Source organism: Mycobacterium sp. 1164966.3 (genome assembly GCF_001665395.1).
Classification (GTDB): Bacteria; Actinomycetota; Actinomycetes; order Mycobacteriales; family Mycobacteriaceae; genus Mycobacterium.
On record NZ_LZSG01000027.1, the window covers coordinates 74655 to 98779 of the forward strand.

Here is a 24125-nt window from a genome sequence, read left to right on the forward strand (position 1 = left end):
AGCTGATACAAACCACGCGTTCCGTTCGCGGGCTGGAGTGGCAGGCGGGGCCGTCGATGCACGGCGGAATTTCGTCGATCCGAAACGGGTCCCTCCCCGCCGGCCGAGGCGCAACCGGGATCAGGCCCATCTCGTCCCGGTGTTTCAGCCCGCAGAAGCATAGGTTTTATAGCTAAATCGCACCCCGGCCGATGCCCGTCCAACGCGTTGGTCGACAATCGACCTAATAACACGCGTCAAAGGAGACCTGATCATGGCTGAAGCCGTCATCGTCGAGGCTGTACGTTCGCCCATCGGCAAGCGCAACGGAGGACTGTCCGGCGTGCACCCCGCCGACCTGTCCGCGCAGGTCCTCAACGGATTGGCCACCAAAGCGGGCATCGACCCCGAGATCGTCGACGACGTCATCTGGGGCTGTGTCATGCAGGCCGGCGAGCAGTCCCTCGACATCGGCCGTACCGCCCTGCTGGCCGCCGGCTGGCCGGAAACCGTGCCCGGCGTGACCGTCGACCGCCAGTGCGGGTCGAGCCAGCAGTCCGTGCACTTCGCCGCGGCCGGCGTGGTCGCCGGACACTATGACGTCGTCGTCGCCGGCGGCGTGGAGTCGATGTCTCGCACCCCCATGGGCTCGTCACTGGCCAACGGCGGACGGCCTTACCCGGAGTCGTTCTTGACCCGCTACGAAGGCAAGATTCCCAACCAGGGCCTGGGCGCGGAGATGATTGCCGAGCAGTGGGGACTCGACCGCGTAGCGCTGGACGAGTTCTCGCTCGGGTCACATGAAAAGGCTGCCGCCGCACAGGATTCCGGCGCTTTCGACGACCAAATCGTCGGCATCAGGGACCAGGACGGCAATGTCGTACTCAAAGACGAGGGCATCCGCCGCGGCACCCCGATGGAGAAGATGGCCTCGCTGAAGCCGGCGTTCAAAGAAGACGGCGTGATCCACGCCGGCAACTCCTCGCAGATCTCCGACGGTTCGGCCGCGCTGCTCTTCATGTCCGCCGAGAAGGCCAAGTCACTGGGCATGAAGCCGATTGCCAAGGTGCACACCGCCACACTGGCCGGAGCTGACCCGGTGATCATGCTGACCGCGCCCATTCCGGCCACCCAGAAGGTGCTCAAGCGCTCCGGCCTGAGCATCGACGACATCGGCGCCTACGAGGTCAACGAGGCGTTCGCCCCGGTGCCGCTGGCCTGGCTGCGCGACATCGGCGCCGACGAGAAGAAGCTCAACCCCAACGGCGGCGCGATCGCCCTCGGTCACCCGCTCGGCGGCTCGGGCGCGCGCTTGATGACCACGCTGCTCTACCACATGCGGGACAAGGGAATTCGCTACGGCCTGCAGACCATGTGCGAGGGCGGCGGACAGGCCAACGCGACCATCCTCGAGCTGCTGTGACAGACGCCGGGCAGCCCGGCGCGCTCGTCGAACACCGTGGCAACGTCATGGTGATCACGATCAACCGGCCGGAAGCCCGCAATGCGGTCAACGCCGCCGTCAGCATCGCCGTCGGGAATGCGCTCGAACAAGCACAGAACGACACCGAGGTGCGGGCCGTGGTCATCACCGGCGCCGGTGACAAATCCTTTTGCGCGGGAGCCGATCTCAAGGCGATCGCACGACGGGAAAATCTCTACCACCCCGACCACGGTGAGTGGGGGTTTGCCGGCTACGTGCACCATTTCATCGACAAACCCACCATCGCCGCGGTCAACGGCACCGCATTCGGCGGCGGCACCGAGCTGGCGCTGGCAAGTGATCTTGTGGTGGCCGGCGAACGCGCTCAATTCGGGCTGCCGGAGGTCAAACGCGGGCTGATCGCCGCTGCCGGCGGCGTCTTCCGGATCATGAATCAGTTGCCGCGCAAAGTGGCGATGGAACTGCTGTTGACCGGTGATCCGCTGAGCGCGTCACACGCGCTGCAATGGGGCTTGATCAACGATGTGGTGAAGGACGGCTCGGTGCTCGATGCTGCGCTCGAGCTGGCCGCGCGGGTAACCGTGAACGCACCGCTGTCGGTGCAGGCCAGCAAGCGCATCGCTTACGGGGTCGACGACGGCGTGATCGCCGACGAGGAAGCGGGCTGGGAGCGGACCATGCGCGAAATGCGTTCGCTGATCAGATCCGAGGACGCCCGGGAAGGACCGCTCGCGTTCGCCGAGAAGCGACAACCGGTCTGGAAGGCGCGTTAGTGGCGATCGCCACCATCGGGCTACGACGCCAGGACGTTGACTCCGTACTGGAATGCGCCGGGTAGCAGCGCGCACACCGGCACGATGCTGCGGCGTGCCGCCTGCGGCGCGCTGACCAGCACCAGGCCGCGGGTGAGCCAGCGGTAGTTCCGTGTAATCCGTTGCCAGGCAGCCTCATACGACCCCGGTGCATCATCGGCGATGGCGGCGACCGCGGCGGCGGCCTGCTTGACTCCCAAGCTGATGCCTTCGCCGGTCAGCGCGTCCTCGTATCCCGCTGCGTCGCCCACCAGCAGCACGCGTCCTGCGACCCGCCGCGAAACCACCTGCCGCAGTGGGCCGCAGCCGCGCGCCGGTCCGCGATTCGCACCCTGCAAATGCCGCGATAACTGTGGGAACCAGGCGAGGTCAGGCCGCCCACGAGACAGGATTGCCACGCCGACCAGATCCGGTTCCACTGGTGTCACGTACGCCTCGCCCCAACGAGACCAATGGACTTCGACGAACTCCGACCACGGCGCCACCCGGTAATGCCGGCGCACGCCGTAGCGTCGCGGCGTTCCGGCCGTCGCTTCGATTCCTACTGCGCGCCGGACCGACGAATGCAGACCGTCGGCTGCCACCAGCCATCTGGCGTGCACACCGGCAGCCGTCACTCCGTGCGCGTCCTGTCCGACGCTGGTAACCCGCGCCCGAATCCAGTCCGCGTCTTCTTCTTTGGCCCGGGCCGCCAGCGCGGCATGCAACGTGCTGCGTCGGACACCCCGGCCAGGCCCGGCGCGAAACCGGGCCGGCGCCCGACGGCGTTCACTCACATACTCGATCCCCTGGAACGGCAGGCCGGCCGGGTCCACGCCGAGCGACGCCAATTCCGCCAGACCCCCGGGCATCAGCCCCTCGCCGCACGCCTTGTCGACCGGGCTCTCCCTGGCCTCGACCACGATCACCGAAAGTCCAAGGCGCCGAGCGTATAACGCCGTCGCCAGACCTGCGGGCCCGCCGCCGACGATCAACAGGTCGGTGTCGTAGGCGGTCATGTATATCCCAGCGCGGAATTCTCCACCCGGATCCGCACGGTCAGCAGGATGGCATTGGCCAGCGTAAAGCCGACGGCCGTCAGCCATGCGGTATGCACCAGCGGCAGCGCAAAACCTTCGGCCACCACGGCAACGTAGTTCGGATGATGCAGCCACCGGTAGGGCCCACGGTGCACCAGAGGCGCGTCGGGTAGCACGATCACCCGGGTGTTCCATCGCCGGCCCAGCGATGCGATGCACCACCAGCGCAGTCCCTGACTGAGCACCGCCACGGCCAGCATCGGCCAGCCGAGCCACCCGATGAACGGCCGGTGCAATGCCCATGTTTCGGCGATGCAGCCCAGCAGTAACGCGGTGTGGAGGGCAACCATCACCGGGTAATGGGCCCGACCGAGTTCCCTGCCGCCGTGGGCAAAGGACCATTGCGCATTGCGCTTGGCTACCACCAGCTCCGCAAGGCGCTCGACCGCGACGGCCAGGATCAGCAGGTAATACACGGGTCTATCACTACCACTCGAGTAGACCCGGTGTTCCGGTCCATGTAGTGACTCACGTAACGGCCGCGGTACCGGTTCAAAGCTCGGCAGCGCGAGGGTGCGCAAATGTACGCGTGTGACGGCGTGTCGTCGTACAACATGCGCGCTCGCGCGAAAAACCGCCCAGGTAGGTTGGATCTCGTGCGGATTCTCGTCACCGGTGCCACCGGCTACATCGGATCGCGCCTGGTCACCGCCCTGCTGGCCGACGGCCACCAAGTGCTGGCGGCGACGCGCAACTCCGCTCGACTCAAGCGGCTGGGCTGGTTCGACGACATAACACCGGTGGCTCTCGACGCGTCGGATCCCGCGTCAGTGCGGGCTGCGATGCAGGCCGCGGGCCCGATCGACGTGGTGTATTACCTGGTACACGGCATCGGCCAGCCCGGCTTCCGGCAAGCCGACAAGGCGGCGGCAGCCACCGTCGCAACGGCGTCCAAGGAGGCCGGTGTGCGGCGCATCGTCTACTTGGGCGGCTTCGTGCCCGAAGACCAAGCGTTGTCCGAGCACCTGTCCAGCCGGGCAGAGGTTGCCGAGGCCCTGACCGTGGAAGGCGGTCCGGAATTGGTCTGGTTGGGTGCCGCGCTCATCATCGGCGCCGGGTCGACTTCGTTCGAGATGCTGCGCTATGTCGGCGACCGCTTCCCGCTGATGCCGATACCGGACTGGATGGACAATCCGATCGACCCGATCTCCATCCGGGACGTGCTGCACTACCTGGTGGCCGCGGCGGACTCAGACCGGGTGGCTGCCGGTGCCTATGACATCCATGGCCCCGACACCACGTCCTACCGGGAGTTGCTCAAGGCGTATGCCCGGGTTTCCGGCAGATGGCACGCTGCGCTGCGGGTGCCCAGGGTTCCCCCGGCGCTGGCGTCGCGGGTGACGGGTCTGGCGCTGCCGGTGCCGCAGGGACTGGCCGAAGACCTGGTCGAGTCGCTGGATCACCCGATGCTGGCTTCCGATGCCGGGCTGCGGGATCGGGTGCCCGATCCGCCCGGCGGGCTGCTGGGCGTCGACGACGCCATCGGACTGGCGCTGGCCAACGGCTCGCACCGGCCCCGGCCGGTCAACGCCCTGGCTGACCCGCATCACCTCGCCGACAGCGATCCGGCATGGGCTGGCGGTGACGCGTTACGCATCCGGCGGCTCTTCCGGACGCTGACGCCCCCGATCGCGCGGCCCACGCTGGGACTGGTCGATTTAGTGCCCGGTCCGCTCGCCGGAGCGCTTCGGACCGGCCTCGAAATCCTGATCACCCTGACCCCGAAAGTACGCCCTGCATGACCCAGACCGAGACTCCGTACCGGACCGGCGTCATCGCCGAAATGCGCCGCGCGATCACCAATGTCGCTGTGCCACACCATGAATCGCCTGGAGTGGTGCGGCGCAGGCGGGTCGTCGTCGGTATCACGCTGGTGATCGGCGCGGTGCTGCTCGGCTTTTCGTTGCGGCGCCATCCGGGTGAGACGAGCTTCTACTGGCTGACGCTGGCGTTGGCCGCTGTGTGGCTGTCCGGTTCGTTCCTGTCCGGGCCGCTGCATCTCGGCGGTATCTGCTGGCGCGGCCGCAACCAGCGCCCGGTCATCACCGGAACCACTATCGGGTTGTTGCTCGGGGGCGCCTTTGTCGTGGGTGGACTCGTGGCCCGCGAGATTCCACCCGTAGCGCACTTGATCAGCCGGGTGCTGCAATACGCCCATCAGGGGTCGTTCTTCCTGATCGTGCTGATAACGCTGGTCAACGGCATCGCCGAGGAAGTCTTCTTCCGCGGCGCGCTCTACACCGCACTGGGCCGGCGCCATCCGGTGCTCATTTCCACCGTGTTGTACGTCATCGCCACTCTGGCCAGCGGGAACCCGATGCTGGGCTTCGCCGGAATCATTCTCGGCACCGTGTGCGCGTTCGAGCGCCGGGCCAGTGGTGGGGTGCTCGCGCCGATGCTGACCCACTTCGTGTGGGGCCTGATCATGGTGCTGGCACTGCCGCCGCTGTTCGGCGTCTGACTATCCGGCCGCGGCAACGGTTCGCGCCAGCGCGCGTAACGCGGCGCCATGCAAGGGGCGCAACACAAACCAGTAGACCCGGCCCCGAATGCCGCGGGGAAACGCGATCGCCCGCTGCGTGTAGCGGTTGCCCCCGCGATCTTGTGGTGTCACGGTGATCTCCAGCCACGCCTTACCCGGCGAGCGCACATCTGCCTGCAGCCGCAGCCTGCCGCCCGGCTCACGCTCCGCGATGTGCCAGCGCTGGACGGACGGGTCTCGCCGCGGCGCGAGGGGAAACCATCGGTTGCCGTTCGCAGCCTTCTCGGCCGTCTTCCAGATGTCGTCGGGCTGGGTTGCGGTCACCGCGGTCCGTACGTCGGTGTAGACGGCATCGCCCGCCCAGTCCGGGTCGCTGGGCAGAAGATCGGCGGGCTTGGACTCCAGCGAAACCCAGGTCGCATCGGCCAGGCCACGCGACGCCTGGTCGAGCGCCAACGACACCGCTTGGCGGTAGCCGGTCAAGCCGCCCGGCGGGGGCTCGATGATCCGGTCGACATCGAAGTCGCGCATCACGGCATCGCATTCCAGCGATTCGATCAGGGGGCGTGCCAGGCCGGGCGGGATGGGCGTCACCAGTCCGACCCACAGACTGGCGATCGTCGGCGTCAGGAACGGCAGCACGATCAGATAGCGCTGGTGCAGCCCCGCCACCTCGGCGTAGACCCGCATCATGTCGCCGTAGTTCAACACGTCGGGGCCGCCGATATCCCACGTCCGCGAGCACGGCACCGCTGCGGTTGCCGCCGCGACCAGGTAATAGAGCACGTCGCGCACCGCAATCGGCTGAATCCTGTTGTGCACCCATTTCGGCGTGGTCATCACCGGCAACCGTTCAGTGAGATGCCGGATCATCTCGAACGATGCCGACCCGGACCCGACGACTACTCCGGCCTGCAGCACCACCGTCTCGATGCCCGAGTCGATAAGAGCATCACCGACTGCTTTGCGTGATTCGAGATGCGGCGAGAGCCTTTCCCACTGTGGGTGCAGACCGCTGAGATACACGATGCGGCGCACGCCGGTGCTGCGCGCGGCGGCCACGACGTTGCGCACGGCGCGGGCTTCCTCGTCGGCGAAATCTTTGGACGTACCCATCGAGTGGACCAGGTAGTAGACGACGTCGATGCCGTCGAAGGCCGCGCTCAACGACTCGACGTCACCCAGGTCGCCTTGCGCTACTTCGATGCTCGCGCGCCACGGAACGCCGTCCAATTTTCCCGGGGTGCGGGCGAGCGCGCGAACGCGGTGACCCTCGGCCAGCAGTCGTGGCACCAGCCGCGCACCGATGTAGCCGGTCGCTCCGGTGACAAGGCAGGAAATTTGTTCGGCCGGCACGGGTCTCCTCTTATTCTCTGTCGGTCATTCGGAGCCGATGCGAGGGAGGATTGCCGATTCGGCGTGCTTTAAAAGGTCAGGTGTCGGTGAAGGTGGGGTCGCGGCGCTCCTGGAAAGCCTTTGTGCCCTCTTTGAAGTCGGGCGCCTGCAGCAAACCGGACTGCCCGTGGAATTCGCGTTCCAAAGTGGCATCCAACTCGGTCAGGGTGGCGGCGTTGATCGCGTCCTTGGTCTTGGCGAAGGCCACCGCCGGCCCGGCCGACAGCCTGGCGATCACCTTGGCCACCTCGGCGTCGAACTCGTCGGCCGGGAAGACCGCGCTGACCAGGCCCCAGGACAGGGCTTCGGTGGCGGGCAATCGCTCGGGCAGCAACGCCATCCGCATCGCCCGGGTACGACCGACAGCGGCGGCGACCAACGCCGACGCGCCGCCGTCGGGCATCAACCCGATCTTGGTGAAGGCGAGCATGAAAAACGCTGTCTCAGAAGCCAATACGACGTCGCAGGCCAGGGCAATGGAGACGCCGACACCGGCCGCCGGACCCTGGACGACGGCAACCACCGGATGCGGCAGCGCCACGATGGCCCGGATCAGCCGGTTGATCTCGAGGATGATCTCGTCGGGCGGGACTCCGCCGCCGTCGGACACGTCGTCGGCGCTGATGCCCGCACCGGAGCTGAAGCCGCGGCCGGCTCCGCCCAGCCGCACCACCTTGACCTCCGGATCGGTGGCGGCGCACTCCAGCGCGTCGGCCATCCCGGTGATCACCGGAATGGTCAGCGAGTTGAGGCTGTCGGGTCGGTTGATGGTCACCGACAGCACGCCGTCGGTCAACGCGACGTCCAGACCTGCGACAGGGGCGAGGGTGGTGATTCCTGAATCCGGCATGCGCTCCACAGTAGGTGACCGGATGCAGGGCCCCCGACCGCGGCTGCGAAGATGCGAACAACGTCGGAGCGGACGAAAGGTCGGTAAACCCATGGCGGGACCTCTGAGCGGGTTGCGTGTTGTCGAATTGGCGGGGATCGGGCCGGGCCCGCACGCCGCGATGATTCTCGGTGACCTCGGCGCCGACGTGGTGCGTATCGATCGCCCCTCGAGCTTTGCCGCGGGTGGCGGCGGAGGCACAGCCAAAGACGCGATGTTGCGCAACCGCCGCGTGGTTACCGCCGACCTCAAGTCCGACGAGGGCCGGGAGCTGGTCCGCAAGCTCGTCGCCAAGGCCGACGTGCTGATCGAGGGTTTCCGCCCCGGGGTCACCGAGCGGCTCGGCCTGGGCCCCGAGGACTGCGCCAAGATCAACGACAGGCTGGTCTACGCCCGGATGACCGGCTGGGGCCAGACCGGCCCGCGCAGCCAACAGGCCGGCCACGACATCAACTACATCTCGCTGAACGGCATCCTGCATTCGATCGGCCGGGTCAACGAGCGTCCGGTGCCGCCGCTGAACCTGGTCGGCGACTTCGGTGGCGGCTCGATGTTCCTGCTGGTCGGCATCCTTTCCGCGCTGTGGGAGCGGCAAACCTCAGGCAAGGGGCAGGTCATCGACGCGGCCATGATCGATGGCTCCAGCGTCCTGGTCCAGATGATGTGGGCAATGCGGGCGACGGGCATGTGGAACGACGTCCGCGGCACCAACATGCTCGACGGCGGCGCGCCCTACTACGACACCTACGAGTGCGCCGACGGCCGCTACGTCGCCGTCGGGGCCATCGAGCCGCAGTTCTACGCCGCCATGATCGCCGGACTCGGGCTGGACGCCGCCAGCCTGCCGGCCCAGAACGACGTGACCCGGTGGCCCGAGTTGCGCGCCTTGCTGACGCAGGCCTTCGGCAGCCACGACCGCGACCACTGGGCCAAGGTGTTCGCCGATTCGGATGCCTGCGTGACGCCGGTGCTGGCGTTCGGGGAGGCACACACCGAACCGCACGTCACCGAGCGGAACACCTTCTATGAGGCCGACGGCGGCTTGCAGCCGATGCCGGCTCCGCGGTTCTCGCGGACCGCACCAGGCATGCCGCGCCCGCCGGCGGCACCGGTGACCGATGCCGAAGAGATACTTCGCGACTGGGTATAGTCCCGACCAACCAGTAGGTTGACAGACTCGGGCAAGGAACTAGGAGAAGGACTCGCATGGAGATCAGGGACGCCGTCGCCGTCGTCACCGGAGGAGCGTCAGGCCTGGGCCTGGCCACCACCAAGCGTCTGCTGGACGCGGGCGCGCAGGTGGTTGTGCTGGACCTCAGGGGCGAAGAGGCGGTTGCCGAACTCGGCGAACGTGCGCGTTTCGCACAGGCCGACGTCACCGACGAGGCCGGCGTGGCCGCGGCCCTGGACGCGGCGGAGTCGATGGGCCAACTGCGCATCGTGGTCAACTGCGCGGGCACCGGAAACGCCATCCGGGTACTCAGCAAGGACGGCGTCTTCCCGCTGGACGCCTTCCGCAAGATCGTCGACATCAACCTGGTCGGCACCTTCAACGTGCTGCGGCTGGGCGCCGAGCGGATCGCCAAGACCGAACCCATCGGCGAAGAGCGCGGCGTCATCGTCAACACCGCCTCGGTCGCGGCGTTCGACGGCCAGATCGGGCAGGCCGCCTACTCCGCATCCAAGGGCGGCGTCGTCGGCATGACCCTGCCGATAGCGCGCGACCTCGCCAGCAAGAACATCCGGGTGGTCACGATCGCGCCCGGGTTGTTCGACACGCCGCTGCTGGCCGGTCTGCCGGAGCCGGCCCGGGAATCGCTGGGCAAGCAGGTGCCGCACCCGTCACGGCTGGGGAAGCCGGACGAGTACGGCGCCCTCGCCGTGCACATCATCGAGAACCCGATGCTTAACGGCGAGGTCATCCGTCTGGACGGCGCCATCCGGATGGCACCTCGGTAACTCCGGCGAGCAGACGCAAAATCGCCTGAAAACATGGGTTTTCAGGCGATTTTGCGTCTGCTCGGCAGGCAAAACAAAAGCCCCCGACAACTTGGCGTGTCGAGGGCTTCTGCGTCTGCTCGGCAAGCGAACTATCGACGGAACCAATGCTGGACTCGGGGGTTGGCTATAAGCAGCCGTGCGAACATACCCATCGGAGTGCTCAGCTTGCTGTAGGCAGCGGGTGCCAGTCGTCAACCTGCTCTGAAGTCTCGCCTTCTACCAGCATGTCGCCGTGGTAGAGAGCCTCGAAGTCAGCCTTGATGACGTCGGCACTCGTCTCGTCGATCCACATGACCATGAGCGTATGAGTCGCTATTAAGGAATCTTTGAGTCACGATTCGGAAAATGGTGGCAATTATTACCGCTCGGTAGGGTGACGCCGCCCAGCAGCGCCGGGAGGCGATCTCCAGCGGCATTCCCAGCCAATATCGGCAACTTCGTGAACCATCGGGTCCCCGTTTTCGTACCTGTAGCAGGCGTCTTTTCGACACCTGTTCAGTTAAGCGCAGCGGCCAGCGTCGCAGCGGAAGGAACTCGTCATGCTGCAGAGGATCGCACTGCTCGCCCTCGCGGTCCCACGGCGCATCATCGCGATCGCGATCCTGGTATTCATCGCCGCCGCCGTATTCGGCCTCCCCGTCGCCAAGAGCCTGTCTCCCGGGGGCTTCCAGGACCCGAACTCCGAGTCGGCGCGCGCCATCCGGACGCTGGGCGACAAGTTCGGGCAGAGCGGTCAGCAGCTGCTGATACTGGTGACCGCGCCCGGGGGCGCTAACAGCGAACCGGCCCGAAGGCTGGGCATCGACATCGTCGGGAATCTGAAACGGTCGCCACTGGTCCTCAATGTGTCCTCGCCGTGGACCATGCCGGCGTCTGCGCCACCCGAGGCTGCCGCCGACCTGGTCAGCAAGGACGGCAGGTCGGGCTTGATCGTGGTCAACATCAAGGGCGGCGAAAACAACGCTCAGAAGAACGCCCAAACGCTGTCCGACGAATTTGTCCACGATCGCGACGGGGTGACCGTGCTGGCCGGGGGGGCTGCGATGCAGTACGCCCAGATCAACACGCAGAACCAGGCCGACCTGCTGATCATGGAGATGATCGCGCTTCCGATGAGCTTTTTGGTGCTGGTCTGGGTGTTCGGAGGGCTGCTGGCGGCGGCGCTGCCGATGGCCCTGGGAGCGCTGGCCGTCGTGGGCTCGATGTCGGTGTTGCGGCTCGTCACCTTTACCACCGAGGTCTCGATCTTCGCGCTCAATCTGAGTACCGCGCTGGGTCTGGCGCTGGCCATCGACTACACGCTGCTGATCATCAGTCGCTATCGCGACGAGTTGGCCGAAGGCAGTGACCGAGACGAAGCGCTGGTCCGGACCATGGCGACGGCCGGGCGCACGGTGCTGTTCTCGGCTACGACGGTTGCGTTGTCGATGTCGGCGACGGCGCTGTTCCCGATGTACTTCCTCAAGTCGTTCGCCTACGCCGGCGTGGCGACAGTGGCTTTTGTGGCCACGGCCGCGATCGTGATAACCCCGGCGGCGATAGTGCTCCTCGGGCCGCGGCTGGATGCACTGGACGTGCGCCGGCTGCTGCGGCGGGTGCTTGGCCGGCCCGGCCCGGCGCATAAGCCGGTCGACGAGCTGTTCTGGTATCGATCGAGCAAGTACGTGATGCGCCGCTCACTGCCGATCGGTCTGGCCGTCGTCGCCGTACTACTGCTGCTCGGACTGCCGTACTTATCGGTGAAATGGGGTTTCCCGGACGACCGAGTGCTGCCCGTTTCGGCGTCGTCGCACCGACTCGGTGATCAGCTGCGCACCAACTTCACGCACGATCCGACCACGACAGTGCCGATCGTCGTTTCCGACGTCCGCGACCTGAGCCCGGCGGAGCTGGACCGCTATGCCGCTGACCTGTCGCGCGTCCCCGACGTGGCCTCCGTGACCGGCCCGACGGGAACTTTCGTCGCCGGACAGCGCAGGGGCCCTCCGGCCGGGGCCAGCGGCCTGGTCGACGGCAGCGCGTTCCTGACCGTCAACAGCACGGCCGCGGAGTTTTCGCAAGCTTCGGACACCCAGCTCGAACGCTTTCACGCCGTGCCCGGTCCCGGTGGCCGGCCCGTCGCGATGGCCGGCGTCGCGCAGGTCAACAAGGACAGCGTCGATGCGGTGACGAAACGACTTCCGGCGGTGCTGGGGCTGATGGCCGCGATCACGTTCGCACTGCTGTTCCTGCTCACCGGCAGTGTGGTGCTGCCGGCGAAGGCGCTGGTATGCAATGTGCTGTCACTGACCGCGGCGTTCGGCGCGCTGGTGTGGATCTTCCAAAACGGCCATCTGGGCGCGATGGGCACGACGCCGAGCGGAACGCTGGTGGCCAACATGCCCGTGCTGTTGTTCTGCATCGCGTTCGGGTTGTCCATGGACTACGAGGTATTCCTGGTCTCCAGGATCCGGGAGTACTGGCTGGCTTCCGGTGCCGCCCGGCCGGCCACGCCGAGCCCCGCCGACGCTCACGCCGCCAACGACGAAAGTGTGGCGCTGGGCGTGGCCCGTACCGGTCGCGTGATAACCGCGGCCGCTCTGGTGATGTCGATGTCGTTTGCGGCGCTGATCGCGGCTCATGTGTCGTTCATGCGAATGTTCGGTCTGGGCTTGACGCTTGCCGTCTTCGCGGATGCCACGCTGGTCCGGATGGTCCTGGTCCCCGCGTTCATGCACGTGATGGGACGGTGGAATTGGTGGGCACCCAGGCCACTGGCGTGGATACACGAGCGGTTCGCCATCAGTGACGCCGGACCTGCTCGAGAGCCGGAAGCCGCGGTGCCGGCGCAACATATCGGACGTCCCCTACACGCCTCTTCGACTCGTTAAGGTGTCGATGGGCACGGCCCCTCCACGGAGTGCACCGAAACAAAGGAGTCCTTGGTATGACGGCGACTGCGGCGTCGGAGGTCGACAACCGGTTCTTCGCCCGGATTTGGCCCTTCGTCGCCAGCCATGAGACCGAGGCGGTGCGAGCCCTGCGACGGGAGAATCTGGCCGGCCTGACGGGTCGGGTGCTGGAGATCGGTGCAGGTGTCGGGACGAATTTCGCCTTCTATCCGCAGTCCGTGGCAAAGGTCGTCGCCCTCGAGCCCGAGCAGCGGCTGGCCGCCCGGGCTCACCAGGCTGTGGCGAGCGCGCCCGTTCCGGTCGTCGTGCTGGGCCAGACAGTGGAGGAGTTCAGCGGTGAGGAGCCGTTCGACGCGGTCGTCTGCTCGCTTGTGCTGTGCTCGGTGACCGAGCCCGACAAGGTGTTGCGGCGTCTGCAATCCTTTCTGCGGCCGGGCGGGGAACTGCGGTACCTCGAACACGTCGCCAGCGGGGGCTTACGGGGGCGAATGCAGAAGTTCGTCGACGCGACGTTCTGGCCGAGGTTGATGGGCAACTGCCACACCCATCGTCATACCGAGCGCGCGATCATGAACGCCGGATTCGAGCTGGCCAGCTCCAGGCGGGAATGGACATTGCCGGCTTGGGCGCCGCTGCCGGTATCGGAATTAGCCTTGGGCCGCGCTCGGCGAGCTTAGTCCGCCTGTACGGACTCCTTTGCCGAGACTGCGCTGAGGGCGTCAGTTTCCCGGAATCGTTGACGCTGGGCGCAGGGTGGGCGCCATCACCGCAGACTCGCCGCGCGGTATTCGAGCGCGTCGCGGACCCTCGCGACGATCTCAGCCGGACGATCCCCGGCGATCACCCGGATGACAATCCAGCCGGCCCGGTCTATAGCCTCCCTGCGACGCTGGTCCTGCTTGTACTGCCAGGGATCGAGACGATGCTGTTCGCCGTCATACTCGGCGGCGACCATCGGCTCCTCCCACCCCATGTCGAGGTGATACTCCATGGCCGGCGTGATGACCGGTATCTGGGTGGTGGGCCGCGGCAGGCCCGCTTCGATGAGCAACAGACGCAACCAGGTCTCCTTCGGCGACTGCGAACCCGCGTCGACGAGCCCGAGTGCCGTCTCCAGTTGCCGCAGTCCGCGTGCACCTTGATGTTGATCAGCGATTTCGACGACGTCGTCGAGCTTGATGCCGGTGGCCCGAACGAGCGCATCCAAGTGGGCGACCGCGGCTCCTATCGGCCCACGGCGACCGATGTCGAACGCGGTCCGTTGCGGAGTGGTCACGGGCAATCCGGCGACCAGGCCGTACTCGGCTGGCCGTAGCCGCATGCCGTGAGTTCGGATACCGTGCGGCGGCCGTGCGTTCGACCAGATCAATTCGACGGGCAGGCGATCGTCGACCCATTTGGAGGCATGCCAGTCGGACGCGGTGAGCCCGGCGATAACACCTTGGCGGTGCGACCACAGCCACGCGGCGACCGCGCGCTGGTGCAAGGTCAATCGCGCATCGCGAGATACGTAGACGTCGGGAAACACTGCCCGGAAGCGAGATCGCAACTGATGGCGGCGCAGTGCTCCGTTCGCTACGGCCTCGCTGCCGATAAATGGTTCGTCTCTGGTCATGGTCGGCAGATTCGCCGACCCGGCCGACGTAACCCCGATCCAAACTGCGATCAGGGCGCGATGTTGTGGACGAACCGCGATCTGTGTGCAGGCTCGGCGCCATCACCGCAGACTCGGCGAAGCAAAGCTACTTCAGCAGCGCGGGCAGCCGTTCCAGCAACCCGGGCAAGGCCCGACTCGCCGACTCGCGAATGCTGATCGTGGCGCTGCTCGTCAACGGCGTGGGCTCCGGATTGACCTCGATGACGGCCGTGCCGCGCGACAGCGCCAGATCGGGCAGCCCGGCCGCCGGATAGACGATCGCCGACGTCCCGACGACCACCATCACATCGGCGGTCTCGGTCGCCTCGACTGCGGCTTGCCACGGTCCCTGCGGTAAGGCCTCGCCGAACCATACGATGTCGGGCCGAATCAGGCCGCCGCAGCGGCACACCGGCGGCTCCACCTCGATGGTCGGTTCGAGCATCTCGGGAAGCGTTTCGGTGTATGCCGAACCACAACGCTCGCAACAGAATTCGAAAAGACTGCCGTGCAGATGGTGTACGGGCGCACTGCCCGCGCGCTCATGCAGATCGTCGACATTCTGGGTGATGACGCTGACGTCGGCATGCTGCTGCCAGGCGGCAATGGCGCGGTGCCCGTCGTTTGGTTCGACCTTCGCCACCAGATAGTGGCGCCACAAATACCATCCCCAGACCCGCTCGGGATTGCTGCGCCACCCTCGGGTGCTGGACAGCTCGTACGGGTCGAAACGGGCCCACAACCCGTTCTTGTCGTCGCGAAATGTCGGGACCCCGCTTTCCGCGGAGATCCCCGCGCCGCTGAGCACCGCTACTCGCATCCCACAAACATAGCCGTGCCTGGTAGATACTGGACAACGTGGAACTGCGGGATTTGTTACGGGTGGACGTGAAGGCGGGCAAGCCGCTTTTCGACCAACTCAGGACCCAGGTCATCGAAGGAGTCCGGGAGGGCGCGCTGCCGCCCGGCACCCGGCTTCCGACCGTGCGCGACCTCGCCGGGCAGCTAGGCGTCGCAGCCAATACAGTGGCTCGTGCCTACCGCGAGCTGGAGTCGGCGGCGATCGTCGAAACGCGCGGGCGCTTTGGCACTTTCATCTCCCGCTTCGACCCGACCGATGCCGCCATGGCGGCTGCTGCCAAGGAATACGTCGAAGTCGCCAAGGCGCTCGGGCTGACCAAGTCCGACGCGATGCGTTACCTGGCGAACGTGCCCGACGACTGAGGCCCGCGTCAACCGAACTCCAACAGGGTCAAGCACGGGCGCAACACGCCGAGACCGGGCAAGCGATAAATCGCCCCCAGCGCCGTACCGAAAACCACGCCGCGGCCCCGGGAGAGCCGCAGGTCGCGGACCGTGCGCACACCCGGCACAGTGTTAGCCAGTTCGGCCGCCTGCGCAGCAGACATGTTGAACGGCATCTCCGGGATCCGGTAGCGCAGCGAGGTTCGGATCCCCAAGCGGCTCCACATGCTGATGAAGGGTGGCGGCAGGTCGAAGAGCAGCCGGCCACCGGGAAACCTCTTGGCGCACTGGCCGATCAGCTCCAGTGCCTGCTCGGGCTGCAGATACATCAGCAGTCCTTCGGCGGTGATGAACACTCCATCAGCCGGGTCGACGGAGTTCATCCAGCTGTAGTCCAGCGCGGACTGGGCGCGGACCGCGATCCGCGGTGACGACGGGAGCAGTCGCGCCCTGATATCGATGATCGGCGGCAAATCAACTGTCAGCCAACGGAATTGGCCATCAGGAAGCGCTGCCTCCAACCGCCAGAAGCTGGTCTGCAGACCTTCGGCGAGCGCCACCACGGTGGCCGATGGGTGCTCTTCCAGATAGGCGAGGGCTTGGTCGTCGAAAGCTCGCGCGCGCAAGGCAATGTCCTGACGGGTGGGCCCGAACTTGGCGAAGTCGAAGTGAATCGAGTCCACCAGGGCCACTGCCATCGGATCGTCGATGATCGGATTGCGCCGGCGGGCTTCGGCGGCACGGGCGTTCAGCGTCAACAGCGCGGTCTCGGACACGCCGTCGAGGCTGACCTCTTGTTTCGCGGGTTCTGGGCTGCTCATTGCAGCACCTTGGCCAGCGTGCGCAGATTGCGGGTCGTCGTCGACGACTTGTAGCGCGGCTTGCCCATCGTCTTGCCGATCGTGCTGTCCAGGGTGCTGCCTTTAGGGACCTGCCAGTAGATGACGCCTTCGCCGCGGCTGATCTTCTCCTTCGGCCCGGCTTCCAGTTCGGCGAGTTCGTCGAGGATTTTCGCGTCGGTGACGAACGTGACGTAGGACTGATACCCGTCGCGGTCGCGCTCGAAAGGGTAGGCCTTGTCGATGGCGCGCACGGTATCGATGTCGTAGGCCAGCACCCACGCGTCGTAGCCGAACCTCTCACGCAACGCGGCCTCGGCCTTCTTGCGAACCGTCGCGACACGGGCGGAGGACTTCAGCAACACGTTGCCGGTGGCCAGGATGGTGCGCACGTCGGAGAATCCGGCGTCGGTCAGGGCGGCCTTCACCTCGGCCATCTTGAGGTTGACGCCTCCGACGTTGACGCCGCGCAGGAACGCCGCATACGTGGTCATGTTCCGATTCCATCAGGGCTGCCGAGAATGGCGCAACGGCGACGTAGGCTTTCGGCATGGGACGCCAAGTCTTCGACGACAAGCTGCTGGCCGTGATCAGTGGGAATTCCCTCGGGGTGCTGGCCACCATCAAGCGCGACGGTCGTCCCCAGCTCTCGAACGTGCAATACCACTTCGACCCGCGCAGGGTAGCGGTGCAGGTGTCGATCACCGAGCCGCGCGCCAAGACCCGCAACCTGCGCCGTGATCCGCGCGCCTCGCTGTTGGTCGACGCCGACGACGGGTGGTCCTATGCCGTCGCCGAGGGCACGGCGGAACTGACGCCGCCGGCCGCAGCCCCGGACGACGGCACCGTCGAGGCGCTGATTGCGTTGTATCGCAACATCGCCGGTGAGCATCCGGACTGGGATGAATATCGGCAGGCGATGGTCACCGACCGGCGGGTGCTGTTGACCCTGCCGATCTCGCACGTATACGGCCTTCCGCCGGGCGTGCGCTAGTCCGCGACGCTAGGCTGCCGGTATGCCTGAATCGAAGCCCCCGGAGGACGAGACCAAGCGCAAGTTTCGTGAAGCCCTCGAGCGCAAGACGGCGAAGTCCGCGGGCGGATCGGATCATAAGGACGGCGGCGGCAAACAGTCGCGGGCGCACGGTCCGGTGGAGAGCCGCCGGGAGTTCCGCCGCAAGAGCGGCTAGACGCCAAAACTATTGCCAGGGAAGCTGATCGGACCTCGCCGACGGCTGCCAACTCAGGGAATCAATACCGGCATGGCGTCCCAGCCCCGAGTTGTGGAGGACGACGACATGCGGGCGTTCTCGAAATCCACGTCCCACTCGGGAAATCGCTTGAGGATCTCTTCGAGCGCAATACATCCCTGAAGACGTGCAAGTGCCGCGCCGAGGCAGTAGTGGATGCCGACTCCGAAGCCGAGATGTTGGCGCGGCTCGCGGTGGATGTCGAAAACATCGCCGTCTGGCGGGTATTGACGGTGATCCCGGCATGCTGCGGCGACGAGCATCATCATGACGCTTCCCTCGGGAACTGTCTGACCGTAGTAGTCGACGGAGCGCTCGACATATCGTGCGGTATGGGGAGCAGGAGGTTCGAACCGCACTAATTCCTCGACTGCTTGCGGGATCAGTGCGGGGTTCTCGGCTAGTTCGCGTCTCTGGTCGGGATGCTCCGCGAGCACTTTGCCCGCCCAACCGATGAGCCGTGTCGTCGTCTCGTTTCCCGCTTGGGCCACGACGTTGACATAAAGCAGCAGTTCGTCGCGACGCAGACGACGAGTGGTGCCCGTCTCGTCTTCAAACTCGACATTGAGCAACTCGGTCATGATGTCGTCCGACGGATGCTCGGCACGCCAGTCGATGTAAGCGGCGTAACTGTCGCCCAAGCTCTGAATGTTTTTTGAACTGAGTTTGAGGGGCTTGCCCGCCTCGGTCCGCAGGTTCGTGTTCGACCGATCCCGGACGGTTTCCAGGTCATCGTCGGGAATGCCGAGCAGCATGCCGATCACTCGCATCGGCATCTGCGATCCGAGATCGCCGACGAAGTCGAACCGTCCGGTTCCAACGAGGGGATCCAAACTGCGCCAACAGAATTGACGTATCTTCTCGGCTAGCTGGTTGATCTTACGCGGCGTGAACATCCGGGCCAGTAGCTTGCGGTGAATGTCGTGGATCGGCGGGTCCTCGAACGACACTATGCCCGACGGCACCTTCATTCCGGCCTTGATCCACTCGAGTATCGCTCCGCGCCCAGAGCTAAATGTCTCGTGGTCGACCAGGGCCTTGCTGACGTCACTGAACCGGCTGACCGCATAAAAGTCGTGCTCAGCGTCGTAGTACAGCGGTGCCTCGTCGCGCAGCCGTCGAAGCATCGGATACGGATCGGCGTTGAGCTCGACGTCGTAAGGGTTGTAGTGAACCTCGCTTGCGGCACCAACCGTCATGGGTCTCTGCCTCTCTGTCAGCATGAGCAGAATAGCGAGAGCGGCACACGTTTGCGGGCGGTTCACGCGACGGCGACAGCACCTGCTGAAGAGTTTCGGGCCGTAGCGCCGAACATCCCGAAAACTCTCGCACATTGGCTCGCGTTCGGCGACCATGTGAGGCGTGGCCGCGGTCGTAGCTATTGAGCCGATGCCATTTATCGACGGCATCGTCTACGGTGAAGGACCCCGGTGGCACAACGACCGGCTCTGGTTCAGCGACGGACCGGCTGGTCGGGTGTGCTCGGTGGACGGAAATGGCGTCGTCGCGGTGGAGGCGGAGGTCGAGCACGCCTCGGGGTTGGGCTGGCTGCCGGACGGGACGCTTGTGGTGTCCGCCCTCCTCGAGCCCAAGATCCACCACGTGAACGCACACGGGCAGGTGGCAGCGACGTATGACCTCAGCGACCTTGCGTGGTCTACCAACGACCTGTGCATCGCCCCTGAGGGTCATGGCTACGTCGACCTCTACGGAGGCAAGGCGAGCGCGACGGGCATGGAAGGCGCAATCGGCCTCGTCGAACCTGGCGGGGCCGTGCGGATCGTGGCAACCGGCCTCGCGGTCCCGAATAGCCTTGCCTTCCTTCCGGACGGGCCGACTCTCGTCGTCAGCGAGACGAACGGGTCGCGGATTCTCGCGTTTCCGACCCAAGCTGATGGAAGCCTCGGCGCCCCAAGCGTGTTCGCCGATCTCGGCAAACATCGGCATCCCGACGGCCTCTGCGTCGACGTAGAAGGTGGGGTGTGGGTCGGCTGCTACGACACCGGTGAATTCCTCAGGGTCCTCGCGGGCGGCACTGTCACGCACCGCGTCACGATCAACCGTGGATGGGCTATCGCACCTGCCCTCGGCGGACCCGACGGGCGCACGCTGTACATGGTGGTCGACGAGACTACCCCCGAAGGCCTCGTCATGGGCGAGTCCACGGGGTGGATCATGCAGGCGCAGGTCGAGGTGCCGGGTGCGGGATCGCCCTGAGATCGTGGCTCCGTCAGATTGGGCGCCAGAGGCGTGCACCCTCCGGTCGCAGAGGTTCCTCTGCCCGTAGCTAGCTCACCGCGCGCAGTCCTAGACTGACCGAGTGCCGAAACTGCACTTGTCCAAGATCCCGCCGCCGACGCGCTGCTGGACGACAACCCCTTCGCGTTGCTGGTCGGTATGTTGCTCGACCAGCGTGGCGGGATGTAGAACACCGGGCCCGGGCAGAGGCGCGGGCGCAGCTGAGCGCAGCACACCCGAGCGCAATAGCATTCCTGTATGAGTAACAAGCGGTACTGCCCTAAGTGCTTCGCGGCGGTGGAGGTGGGCGAGGACGGTTTCCTCCTGGTGCACTATCGGACGATCGCTAGTGGCGAGCATCGCAAGTGTCCAGGCAAAAAACGTGGCACAAAAGACAGACCCTCAGCCGCCACCGTCGTTTCTGGCGGACTGCCGAACAGTAAGCGTCGGCGTTGAATGAGCACTAGGTATACGCGCCTGGTTGGGGCGGCCCGTAGGCTCCATTCATGATTCCGAAGCTCTGCCTGGCGCAAGATCCGGAGGCCGACGAACTCCTCTCGGCAAGCCCGATGGCCCTATTGATCGGCATGTGCCTCGATCAACAGATCCCCCTCGAAGTGGCCTTCGCAGGCCCGAAGAAACTTGCCGACCGCATGGCTGCGGCTAGTAGTAATCGTGTTGCCCACGGCCAGCAGAAGTCCATGCGGATGTTCATCTATCGGAACCAGACGTTTCCGGCCTCGAGGAGCATTACTGCGACGAGGATTTCAACAGCGATGTCCTGACAGCCGTTACGGCCGCGCCTCGAATATCAGGTTGAACGGTGTCTGTGTTGCTCTCCGGAAACGGGTGAAGCCACCGTCTTCGACCATTACCCTCCGCAACCGCTGCTCTCCCGCTTGTGCGCCGAGAGCCGGTCCATGCCGCGCCAGCGACACCGGAACACAAATCAGCGACGATGCGCCGTAGTACAGCCGGCCCACCGGATTCAAGTTCTCCAAGACGCTGTCGCCCGCGAAAGGCTCGACGAGCAGGCAATGGCCATCGGGTTTCAGTGCGGCTCTCGCATGCCGAGCAGCGCCGGACGGGTCGGCCATATCGTGCAAGCAGTCGAAGAACCCGATGAGGTCATAGTCATCGCCGCGGTAGGACGTGGCATCGGCCAGCTCGAAACTCGCGTTGTCGACACCTGCTTTCGCGGCCCGCTCGCGCGCGGTTTCGATCGACGCGCCGTGATAGTCGATGCCGACGAACTGCGAATTCGGAAATGCCTGCGCCATAAGTATTGTGCTTGCGCCGTGTCCGCAGCCGACGTCGGCCCCCCGGCCGCCGGCGGTTAACTTCTCAACAACGCCGTCGAGCGCGGGCAGCCACGACGAGACCAAATTTGCGTTGTAGCCGCCCCGGAAGAACCGTTCGGTGCCGTAGAACAGGCACCGGTCATGTTCGCCCCATTCCATGCCCTTGCCGCTGCGAAAATTCTCCACCGCGCGCTCACGCACGTAAAACAGGTCTTGGACGATCTGGTACGCGCCAACCAGGTCGACGGGACCGTTCGCGTTGGCGAGGCACAGCTCCTGTTCCTCATTCAAGTAGTAGGTCTCGCTGGCTTCGTCGTATTCGACATAGCCGCCTGCGGCCTGATTTGCCAGCCACTCGCGAATGTAACGCGCGTTCGTCCCGGTCTTTTGCGCCAGCTCCTCGGCCGACAAGCGATGTCCGGCGAGCGCCGTATATAAGCCGAGCTCGTCGCCGATCAACATCAGCACCGCGCTCACCGACGCGCCGAGATCGCCGACCGCCTTGCCAAGAAATGCATTGAGTTTGTCTTCGGTAACGGTCATCGCAAGCTCCTTTGCTCACCGTGGCCAACGCTAGGCTCCTCGGCACGGCCTTGTCAGCACGATGGCGTCGATCGGCTCCTCATGTCCGCTCAAACTCGCGCGTCCGCAGTCCTAGACTGGCCACGTGCCGAACCTGCAACTAGCCGGTGATCCGGCAGCTGACGCCCTGCTGGACGAAAATCCTTTGGCATTGCTCATCGGAATGGTCTTGGATCAGCAGATTCCACTCGAAGTAGCTTTCCGTGGACCGAAGAAGATCGCTGACCGCATGGCGGCTGATAGTTTCCAACGTATTTGCGACGACCAGCAGGTGCCAATGGAAATTGCCTTCGCAGGACCGAAGAAGATAGCCGATCGGATAGGAAGCTTCGACGCGGCCGAGATCGCGGACTACGACCCGGACAAGTTCGCCGCGCTGTGCTCGGAACGACCTGCGATACACCGCTTTCCGGGATCTATGGCTAAGCGCATCCAGGCCCTCGCGCAGATCATCGTGGACCGTTACGACGGCGACGCGGCCGCATTGTGGCGCAACGGTGAACCCGACGGCAAGGAGCTGCTGCAACGGCTCAGGGGATTGCCCGGTTTCGGTGAGCAGAAGGCGCAGATCTTCCTGGCGCTGCTCGGCAAGCAGTACGGAGTGACGCCGAAGGGTTGGCAAGCGGCCGCCGGGGAGTTCGGCAAGCCCGGCACTCACATCTCCGTCGCCGATATCGTCGATGCCCAATCGCTCGGAAAAGTGCGATCGCACAAAAAGCAGATGAAGGCCGCGGCGAAGGCGGCGAAGTAGAAAGTCAAGGGAAGGCGGCAACGTGAAGACGCACCTGACGTGCCCGTGCGGAGAAGCGCTGGTCGGCAAGGACGAGGACGACCTGGTCGAGAAGACGCAGGCCCACCTGGCTGAGGTTCACCCGGGTCTGGAGTACGACCGCGACGCAATTCTGTTCATGGCCTACTGATACGCGCCGCGAGCGCCCCGGTTGAACCCGGCCGCTCGCGGCGGGGGACGGTCGTTACGGGACCACCGTCGACCCAATCGTGGGCATGAACTGGCACTGCCTTTCCTTGGTGGTGACCTGCCCGAAGATCGTCGACATGATGCTGCCGGAACCGGTATCGGCGATCACGCTCAACGTCGTCGGCCCGTCCGGGTTGATGTCTGAGCGCGGCTTCAGTGTCGCGCTGCCGGACTTGCCGGTCGTCAGGTTCACCCATGTGACGTTCAATGGCAGCTTTTGCTCCTCGGCCGGCCCAGGTGTGCCGACAGCGGTGAACACGTAGGCGGTCTGGCCGGGGCCGGGGCCGGGCGTCGGAATCTTGGCCGGACCCGCGACCGACAGCGCGGTTGCTATCGAATTCGTACCATCCCCAAGGCAATTGGTGCCAATTGACGGGTACATGAAATCCTGCGTCGGCGGCGCGTCTGGACCGAAACCCGGCGACGCTGAGGGGGCGGCCGGTGGCGCGGCAGCCGGTGGCGCGGTGGCCGGTGCAGGGGCAGCCGGTGGCGCGGCGGCCGGTGCAGGTGCAGCCGGTGACGGGGCCGGTGCCGGCGCGGCGGCCGGGGCCGGGGCGGTTGGCGGTGTCGCGGCGGGCACCACGGTTCCAGGTGCCGGTGCCGCAGCAGGAGCCTGTCCGGCTGGAGGCGCGGGCGCCGGCGCCGCGGCTGGCGCGGGACCGGCCGCGTGGTTCGGGTCGACGCCCGTCGGCAAGTGGGACAGCGTGCCAGGCACTACACCCACCGGAGGCAGGTGCGTGGCGTCAGGCTGCGCCCCGACGGCAGGTGCCGGACCGGTATTCGGTTGCTGCACAAACTGATTCACCGACGCAGCCACGTTCTTGGATTCGGTGGGCGCGGCCGGGTTGTGGGTGAACGCCTGCGCGGCAGCCATGAGCAGCTGCGTCGCCTGCCCCGGGTTGCTGGCCGCCTGCTGAATAATCGGACTCAACTGCGATAGGGCCGGCAGGCCCGGTAGCTGTTCGGCAGGGTTCGGCGGCGGCGCCGGGGGGGGGGGGGGGGGGGGGGGGGCCCCGGCCCCCCCCCCCCCCCCCCCCCCCCCCCCCCCCCCCCCCCCCCCCCGACGCCGGCCCCCCCCCCCCC

General features: G+C 65.9%; 25 protein-coding genes and 3 pseudogenes. 16 read left to right on the top strand and 12 right to left on the bottom strand.

Features of this window, described 5'->3' with window-relative positions:
* Positions 1 to 253 precede the first annotated feature (253 nt).
* Both A9W99_RS09755 and A9W99_RS09760 read left to right on the top strand, forming a co-directional pair.
* Positions 254 to 1402, top strand: a complete 1149-nt coding sequence (locus A9W99_RS09755; RefSeq protein WP_067376241.1) for a thiolase family protein — start codon at positions 254 to 256, stop codon at positions 1400 to 1402.
* The gene (locus tag A9W99_RS09760) at positions 1399 to 2196 is read left to right on the top strand and encodes a crotonase/enoyl-CoA hydratase family protein (protein WP_067376242.1); all 798 of its coding nucleotides are present in this window, start codon (positions 1399 to 1401) and stop codon (positions 2194 to 2196) included. The genes A9W99_RS09755 and A9W99_RS09760 overlap by 4 nt, the downstream gene beginning before the upstream one ends.
* 20 nt (positions 2197 to 2216) lie before the next feature.
* Here the strand turns inward: A9W99_RS09760 and A9W99_RS09765 are convergent, their stop codons facing one another.
* Together A9W99_RS09765 and A9W99_RS09770 are read right to left on the bottom strand one after the other, a co-directional pair.
* On the bottom strand, positions 2217 to 3233 hold the full coding sequence (locus A9W99_RS09765) for an NAD(P)/FAD-dependent oxidoreductase (RefSeq protein ID WP_067376244.1): 1017 nt from the start codon (positions 3231 to 3233) through the stop codon (positions 2217 to 2219).
* Complete coding sequence (locus A9W99_RS09770; protein WP_067376246.1) at positions 3230 to 3730, bottom strand: isoprenylcysteine carboxyl methyltransferase family protein; 501 nt, start codon at positions 3728 to 3730, stop codon at positions 3230 to 3232. The genes A9W99_RS09765 and A9W99_RS09770 overlap by 4 nt, the downstream gene beginning before the upstream one ends.
* A 180-nt stretch (positions 3731 to 3910) precedes the next feature.
* On the opposite strand from A9W99_RS09770, the gene A9W99_RS09775 reads away from it, so the two are divergent.
* Both A9W99_RS09775 and A9W99_RS09780 read left to right on the top strand, forming a co-directional pair.
* Positions 3911 to 5056, top strand: coding sequence for an NAD(P)H-binding protein (locus A9W99_RS09775; RefSeq protein ID WP_067376303.1), 1146 nt, complete (start codon positions 3911 to 3913; stop codon positions 5054 to 5056).
* Entirely contained in the window at positions 5053 to 5775 is a 723-nt protein-coding gene (locus A9W99_RS09780; RefSeq protein WP_067376248.1) for a CPBP family intramembrane glutamic endopeptidase, read from the top strand. The genes A9W99_RS09775 and A9W99_RS09780 overlap by 4 nt, the downstream gene beginning before the upstream one ends.
* Here A9W99_RS09780 and A9W99_RS09785 read toward each other — a convergent pair whose 3' ends face one another.
* Together A9W99_RS09785 and A9W99_RS09790 are read right to left on the bottom strand one after the other, a co-directional pair.
* Positions 5776 to 7152, bottom strand: coding sequence for a DUF2867 domain-containing protein (locus A9W99_RS09785; protein ID WP_067376250.1), 1377 nt, complete (start codon positions 7150 to 7152; stop codon positions 5776 to 5778). It lies immediately after the preceding gene.
* Between the two features lie 76 nt (positions 7153 to 7228).
* Positions 7229 to 8041 (bottom strand): enoyl-CoA hydratase, encoded by an 813-nt coding sequence (locus A9W99_RS09790; protein ID WP_067376252.1) that lies wholly within the window; start codon positions 8039 to 8041, stop codon positions 7229 to 7231.
* Between the two features lie 91 nt (positions 8042 to 8132).
* Here A9W99_RS09790 and A9W99_RS09795 point away from each other — a divergent pair, with 91 nt between their 5' ends.
* Positions 8133 to 9230 carry a CaiB/BaiF CoA-transferase family protein gene (locus A9W99_RS09795; RefSeq protein WP_067376254.1) on the top strand — a complete coding sequence of 366 codons (1098 nt, stop codon included), beginning with the start codon at positions 8133 to 8135 and terminating at the stop codon, positions 9228 to 9230.
* Between the two features lie 56 nt (positions 9231 to 9286).
* Positions 9287 to 10039, top strand: a complete 753-nt coding sequence (locus tag A9W99_RS09800; protein ID WP_067376260.1) for a 3-hydroxyacyl-CoA dehydrogenase — start codon at positions 9287 to 9289, stop codon at positions 10037 to 10039.
* A 202-nt stretch (positions 10040 to 10241) separates the two neighbouring features.
* On the opposite strand, the gene A9W99_RS27540 is transcribed toward A9W99_RS09800, so the two are convergent.
* A complete protein-coding gene (locus A9W99_RS27540; RefSeq protein ID WP_156623035.1) occupies positions 10242 to 10373 on the bottom strand; it encodes a hypothetical protein in 132 nt (43 codons plus the stop codon).
* A gap of 247 nt (positions 10374 to 10620) precedes the next feature.
* Here A9W99_RS27540 and A9W99_RS09805 point away from each other — a divergent pair, with 247 nt between their 5' ends.
* Both A9W99_RS09805 and A9W99_RS09810 read left to right on the top strand, forming a co-directional pair.
* Positions 10621 to 12951: an MMPL family transporter gene (locus A9W99_RS09805; protein WP_067376263.1), complete on the top strand. Its 2331-nt coding sequence runs from the start codon at positions 10621 to 10623 to the stop codon at positions 12949 to 12951.
* 56 nt (positions 12952 to 13007) lie between these two features.
* The gene (locus A9W99_RS09810) at positions 13008 to 13649 is read left to right on the top strand and encodes a bifunctional 2-polyprenyl-6-hydroxyphenol methylase/3-demethylubiquinol 3-O-methyltransferase UbiG (protein WP_067376270.1); all 642 of its coding nucleotides are present in this window, start codon (positions 13008 to 13010) and stop codon (positions 13647 to 13649) included.
* Between the two features lie 86 nt (positions 13650 to 13735).
* Here A9W99_RS09810 and A9W99_RS09815 read toward each other — a convergent pair whose 3' ends face one another.
* Together A9W99_RS09815 and A9W99_RS09820 are read right to left on the bottom strand one after the other, a co-directional pair.
* Complete coding sequence (locus A9W99_RS09815; RefSeq protein WP_067376274.1) at positions 13736 to 14587, bottom strand: hypothetical protein; 852 nt, start codon at positions 14585 to 14587, stop codon at positions 13736 to 13738.
* 127 nt (positions 14588 to 14714) lie between these two features.
* Positions 14715 to 15428 carry an NAD-dependent deacylase gene (locus A9W99_RS09820; protein WP_067376276.1) on the bottom strand — a complete coding sequence of 238 codons (714 nt, stop codon included), beginning with the start codon at positions 15426 to 15428 and terminating at the stop codon, positions 14715 to 14717.
* Between the two features lie 38 nt (positions 15429 to 15466).
* Here A9W99_RS09820 and A9W99_RS09825 point away from each other — a divergent pair, with 38 nt between their 5' ends.
* Positions 15467 to 15832 carry a GntR family transcriptional regulator gene (locus A9W99_RS09825; protein ID WP_067376278.1) on the top strand — a complete coding sequence of 122 codons (366 nt, stop codon included), beginning with the start codon at positions 15467 to 15469 and terminating at the stop codon, positions 15830 to 15832.
* An 8-nt stretch (positions 15833 to 15840) separates the two neighbouring features.
* On the opposite strand, the gene A9W99_RS09830 is transcribed toward A9W99_RS09825, so the two are convergent.
* The gene (locus A9W99_RS09830) at positions 15841 to 16674 is read right to left on the bottom strand and encodes a class I SAM-dependent methyltransferase (RefSeq protein WP_067376280.1); all 834 of its coding nucleotides are present in this window, start codon (positions 16672 to 16674) and stop codon (positions 15841 to 15843) included.
* Positions 16671 to 17186, bottom strand: a complete 516-nt coding sequence (locus A9W99_RS09835; RefSeq protein WP_067376281.1) for a DUF1697 domain-containing protein — start codon at positions 17184 to 17186, stop codon at positions 16671 to 16673. Before A9W99_RS09835 ends, A9W99_RS09830 begins: the two co-directional genes overlap by 4 nt.
* Positions 17187 to 17242: 56 nt before the next feature.
* Between A9W99_RS09835 and A9W99_RS09840 the strand changes: the two genes are divergently transcribed.
* Both A9W99_RS09840 and A9W99_RS26505 read left to right on the top strand, forming a co-directional pair.
* Entirely contained in the window at positions 17243 to 17686 is a 444-nt protein-coding gene (locus A9W99_RS09840; RefSeq protein ID WP_067376284.1) for a PPOX class F420-dependent oxidoreductase, read from the top strand.
* Positions 17687 to 17708: 22 nt separating this feature from the next.
* Positions 17709 to 17882, top strand: coding sequence for a DUF5302 domain-containing protein (locus A9W99_RS26505; RefSeq protein ID WP_156623036.1), 174 nt, complete (start codon positions 17709 to 17711; stop codon positions 17880 to 17882).
* A 53-nt stretch (positions 17883 to 17935) separates the two neighbouring features.
* Here A9W99_RS26505 and A9W99_RS09845 read toward each other — a convergent pair whose 3' ends face one another.
* Positions 17936 to 19141, bottom strand: coding sequence for a cytochrome P450 (locus tag A9W99_RS09845; RefSeq protein WP_067376285.1), 1206 nt, complete (start codon positions 19139 to 19141; stop codon positions 17936 to 17938).
* A gap of 163 nt (positions 19142 to 19304) precedes the next feature.
* Between A9W99_RS09845 and A9W99_RS09850 the strand changes: the two genes are divergently transcribed.
* The 3 genes and pseudogenes from A9W99_RS09850 to A9W99_RS26010 form a co-directional block, all read left to right on the top strand.
* Positions 19305 to 20159: an SMP-30/gluconolactonase/LRE family protein gene (locus A9W99_RS09850; RefSeq protein ID WP_253869714.1), complete on the top strand. Its 855-nt coding sequence runs from the start codon at positions 19305 to 19307 to the stop codon at positions 20157 to 20159.
* Positions 20160 to 20273: 114 nt separating this feature from the next.
* A pseudogene (locus tag A9W99_RS26510) lies at positions 20274 to 20357 on the top strand (Fe-S cluster assembly protein HesB); the annotation flags it as partial.
* Positions 20358 to 20689: 332 nt separating this feature from the next.
* A pseudogene (locus tag A9W99_RS26010) lies at positions 20690 to 20863 on the top strand (Fe-S cluster assembly protein HesB); the annotation flags it as partial.
* Between the two features lie 108 nt (positions 20864 to 20971).
* On the opposite strand, the gene A9W99_RS09860 reads toward A9W99_RS26010, so the two are convergent.
* Positions 20972 to 22024, bottom strand: coding sequence for a class I SAM-dependent methyltransferase (locus tag A9W99_RS09860; protein WP_067376289.1), 1053 nt, complete (start codon positions 22022 to 22024; stop codon positions 20972 to 20974).
* 124 nt (positions 22025 to 22148) lie between these two features.
* Between A9W99_RS09860 and A9W99_RS09865 the strand changes: the two genes are divergently transcribed.
* The gene (locus A9W99_RS09865) at positions 22149 to 22814 is read left to right on the top strand and encodes an HhH-GPD-type base excision DNA repair protein (RefSeq protein WP_067376290.1); all 666 of its coding nucleotides are present in this window, start codon (positions 22149 to 22151) and stop codon (positions 22812 to 22814) included.
* Positions 22815 to 22836: 22 nt separating this feature from the next.
* The gene (locus A9W99_RS09870) at positions 22837 to 22983 is read left to right on the top strand and encodes a DUF1059 domain-containing protein (RefSeq protein WP_067235884.1); all 147 of its coding nucleotides are present in this window, start codon (positions 22837 to 22839) and stop codon (positions 22981 to 22983) included.
* 54 nt (positions 22984 to 23037) lie between these two features.
* Here A9W99_RS09870 and A9W99_RS09875 read toward each other — a convergent pair.
* A pseudogene (locus A9W99_RS09875) lies at positions 23038 to 24051 on the bottom strand (hypothetical protein); the annotation flags it as partial.
* Between the last annotated feature and the right edge of the window lie 74 nt (positions 24052 to 24125).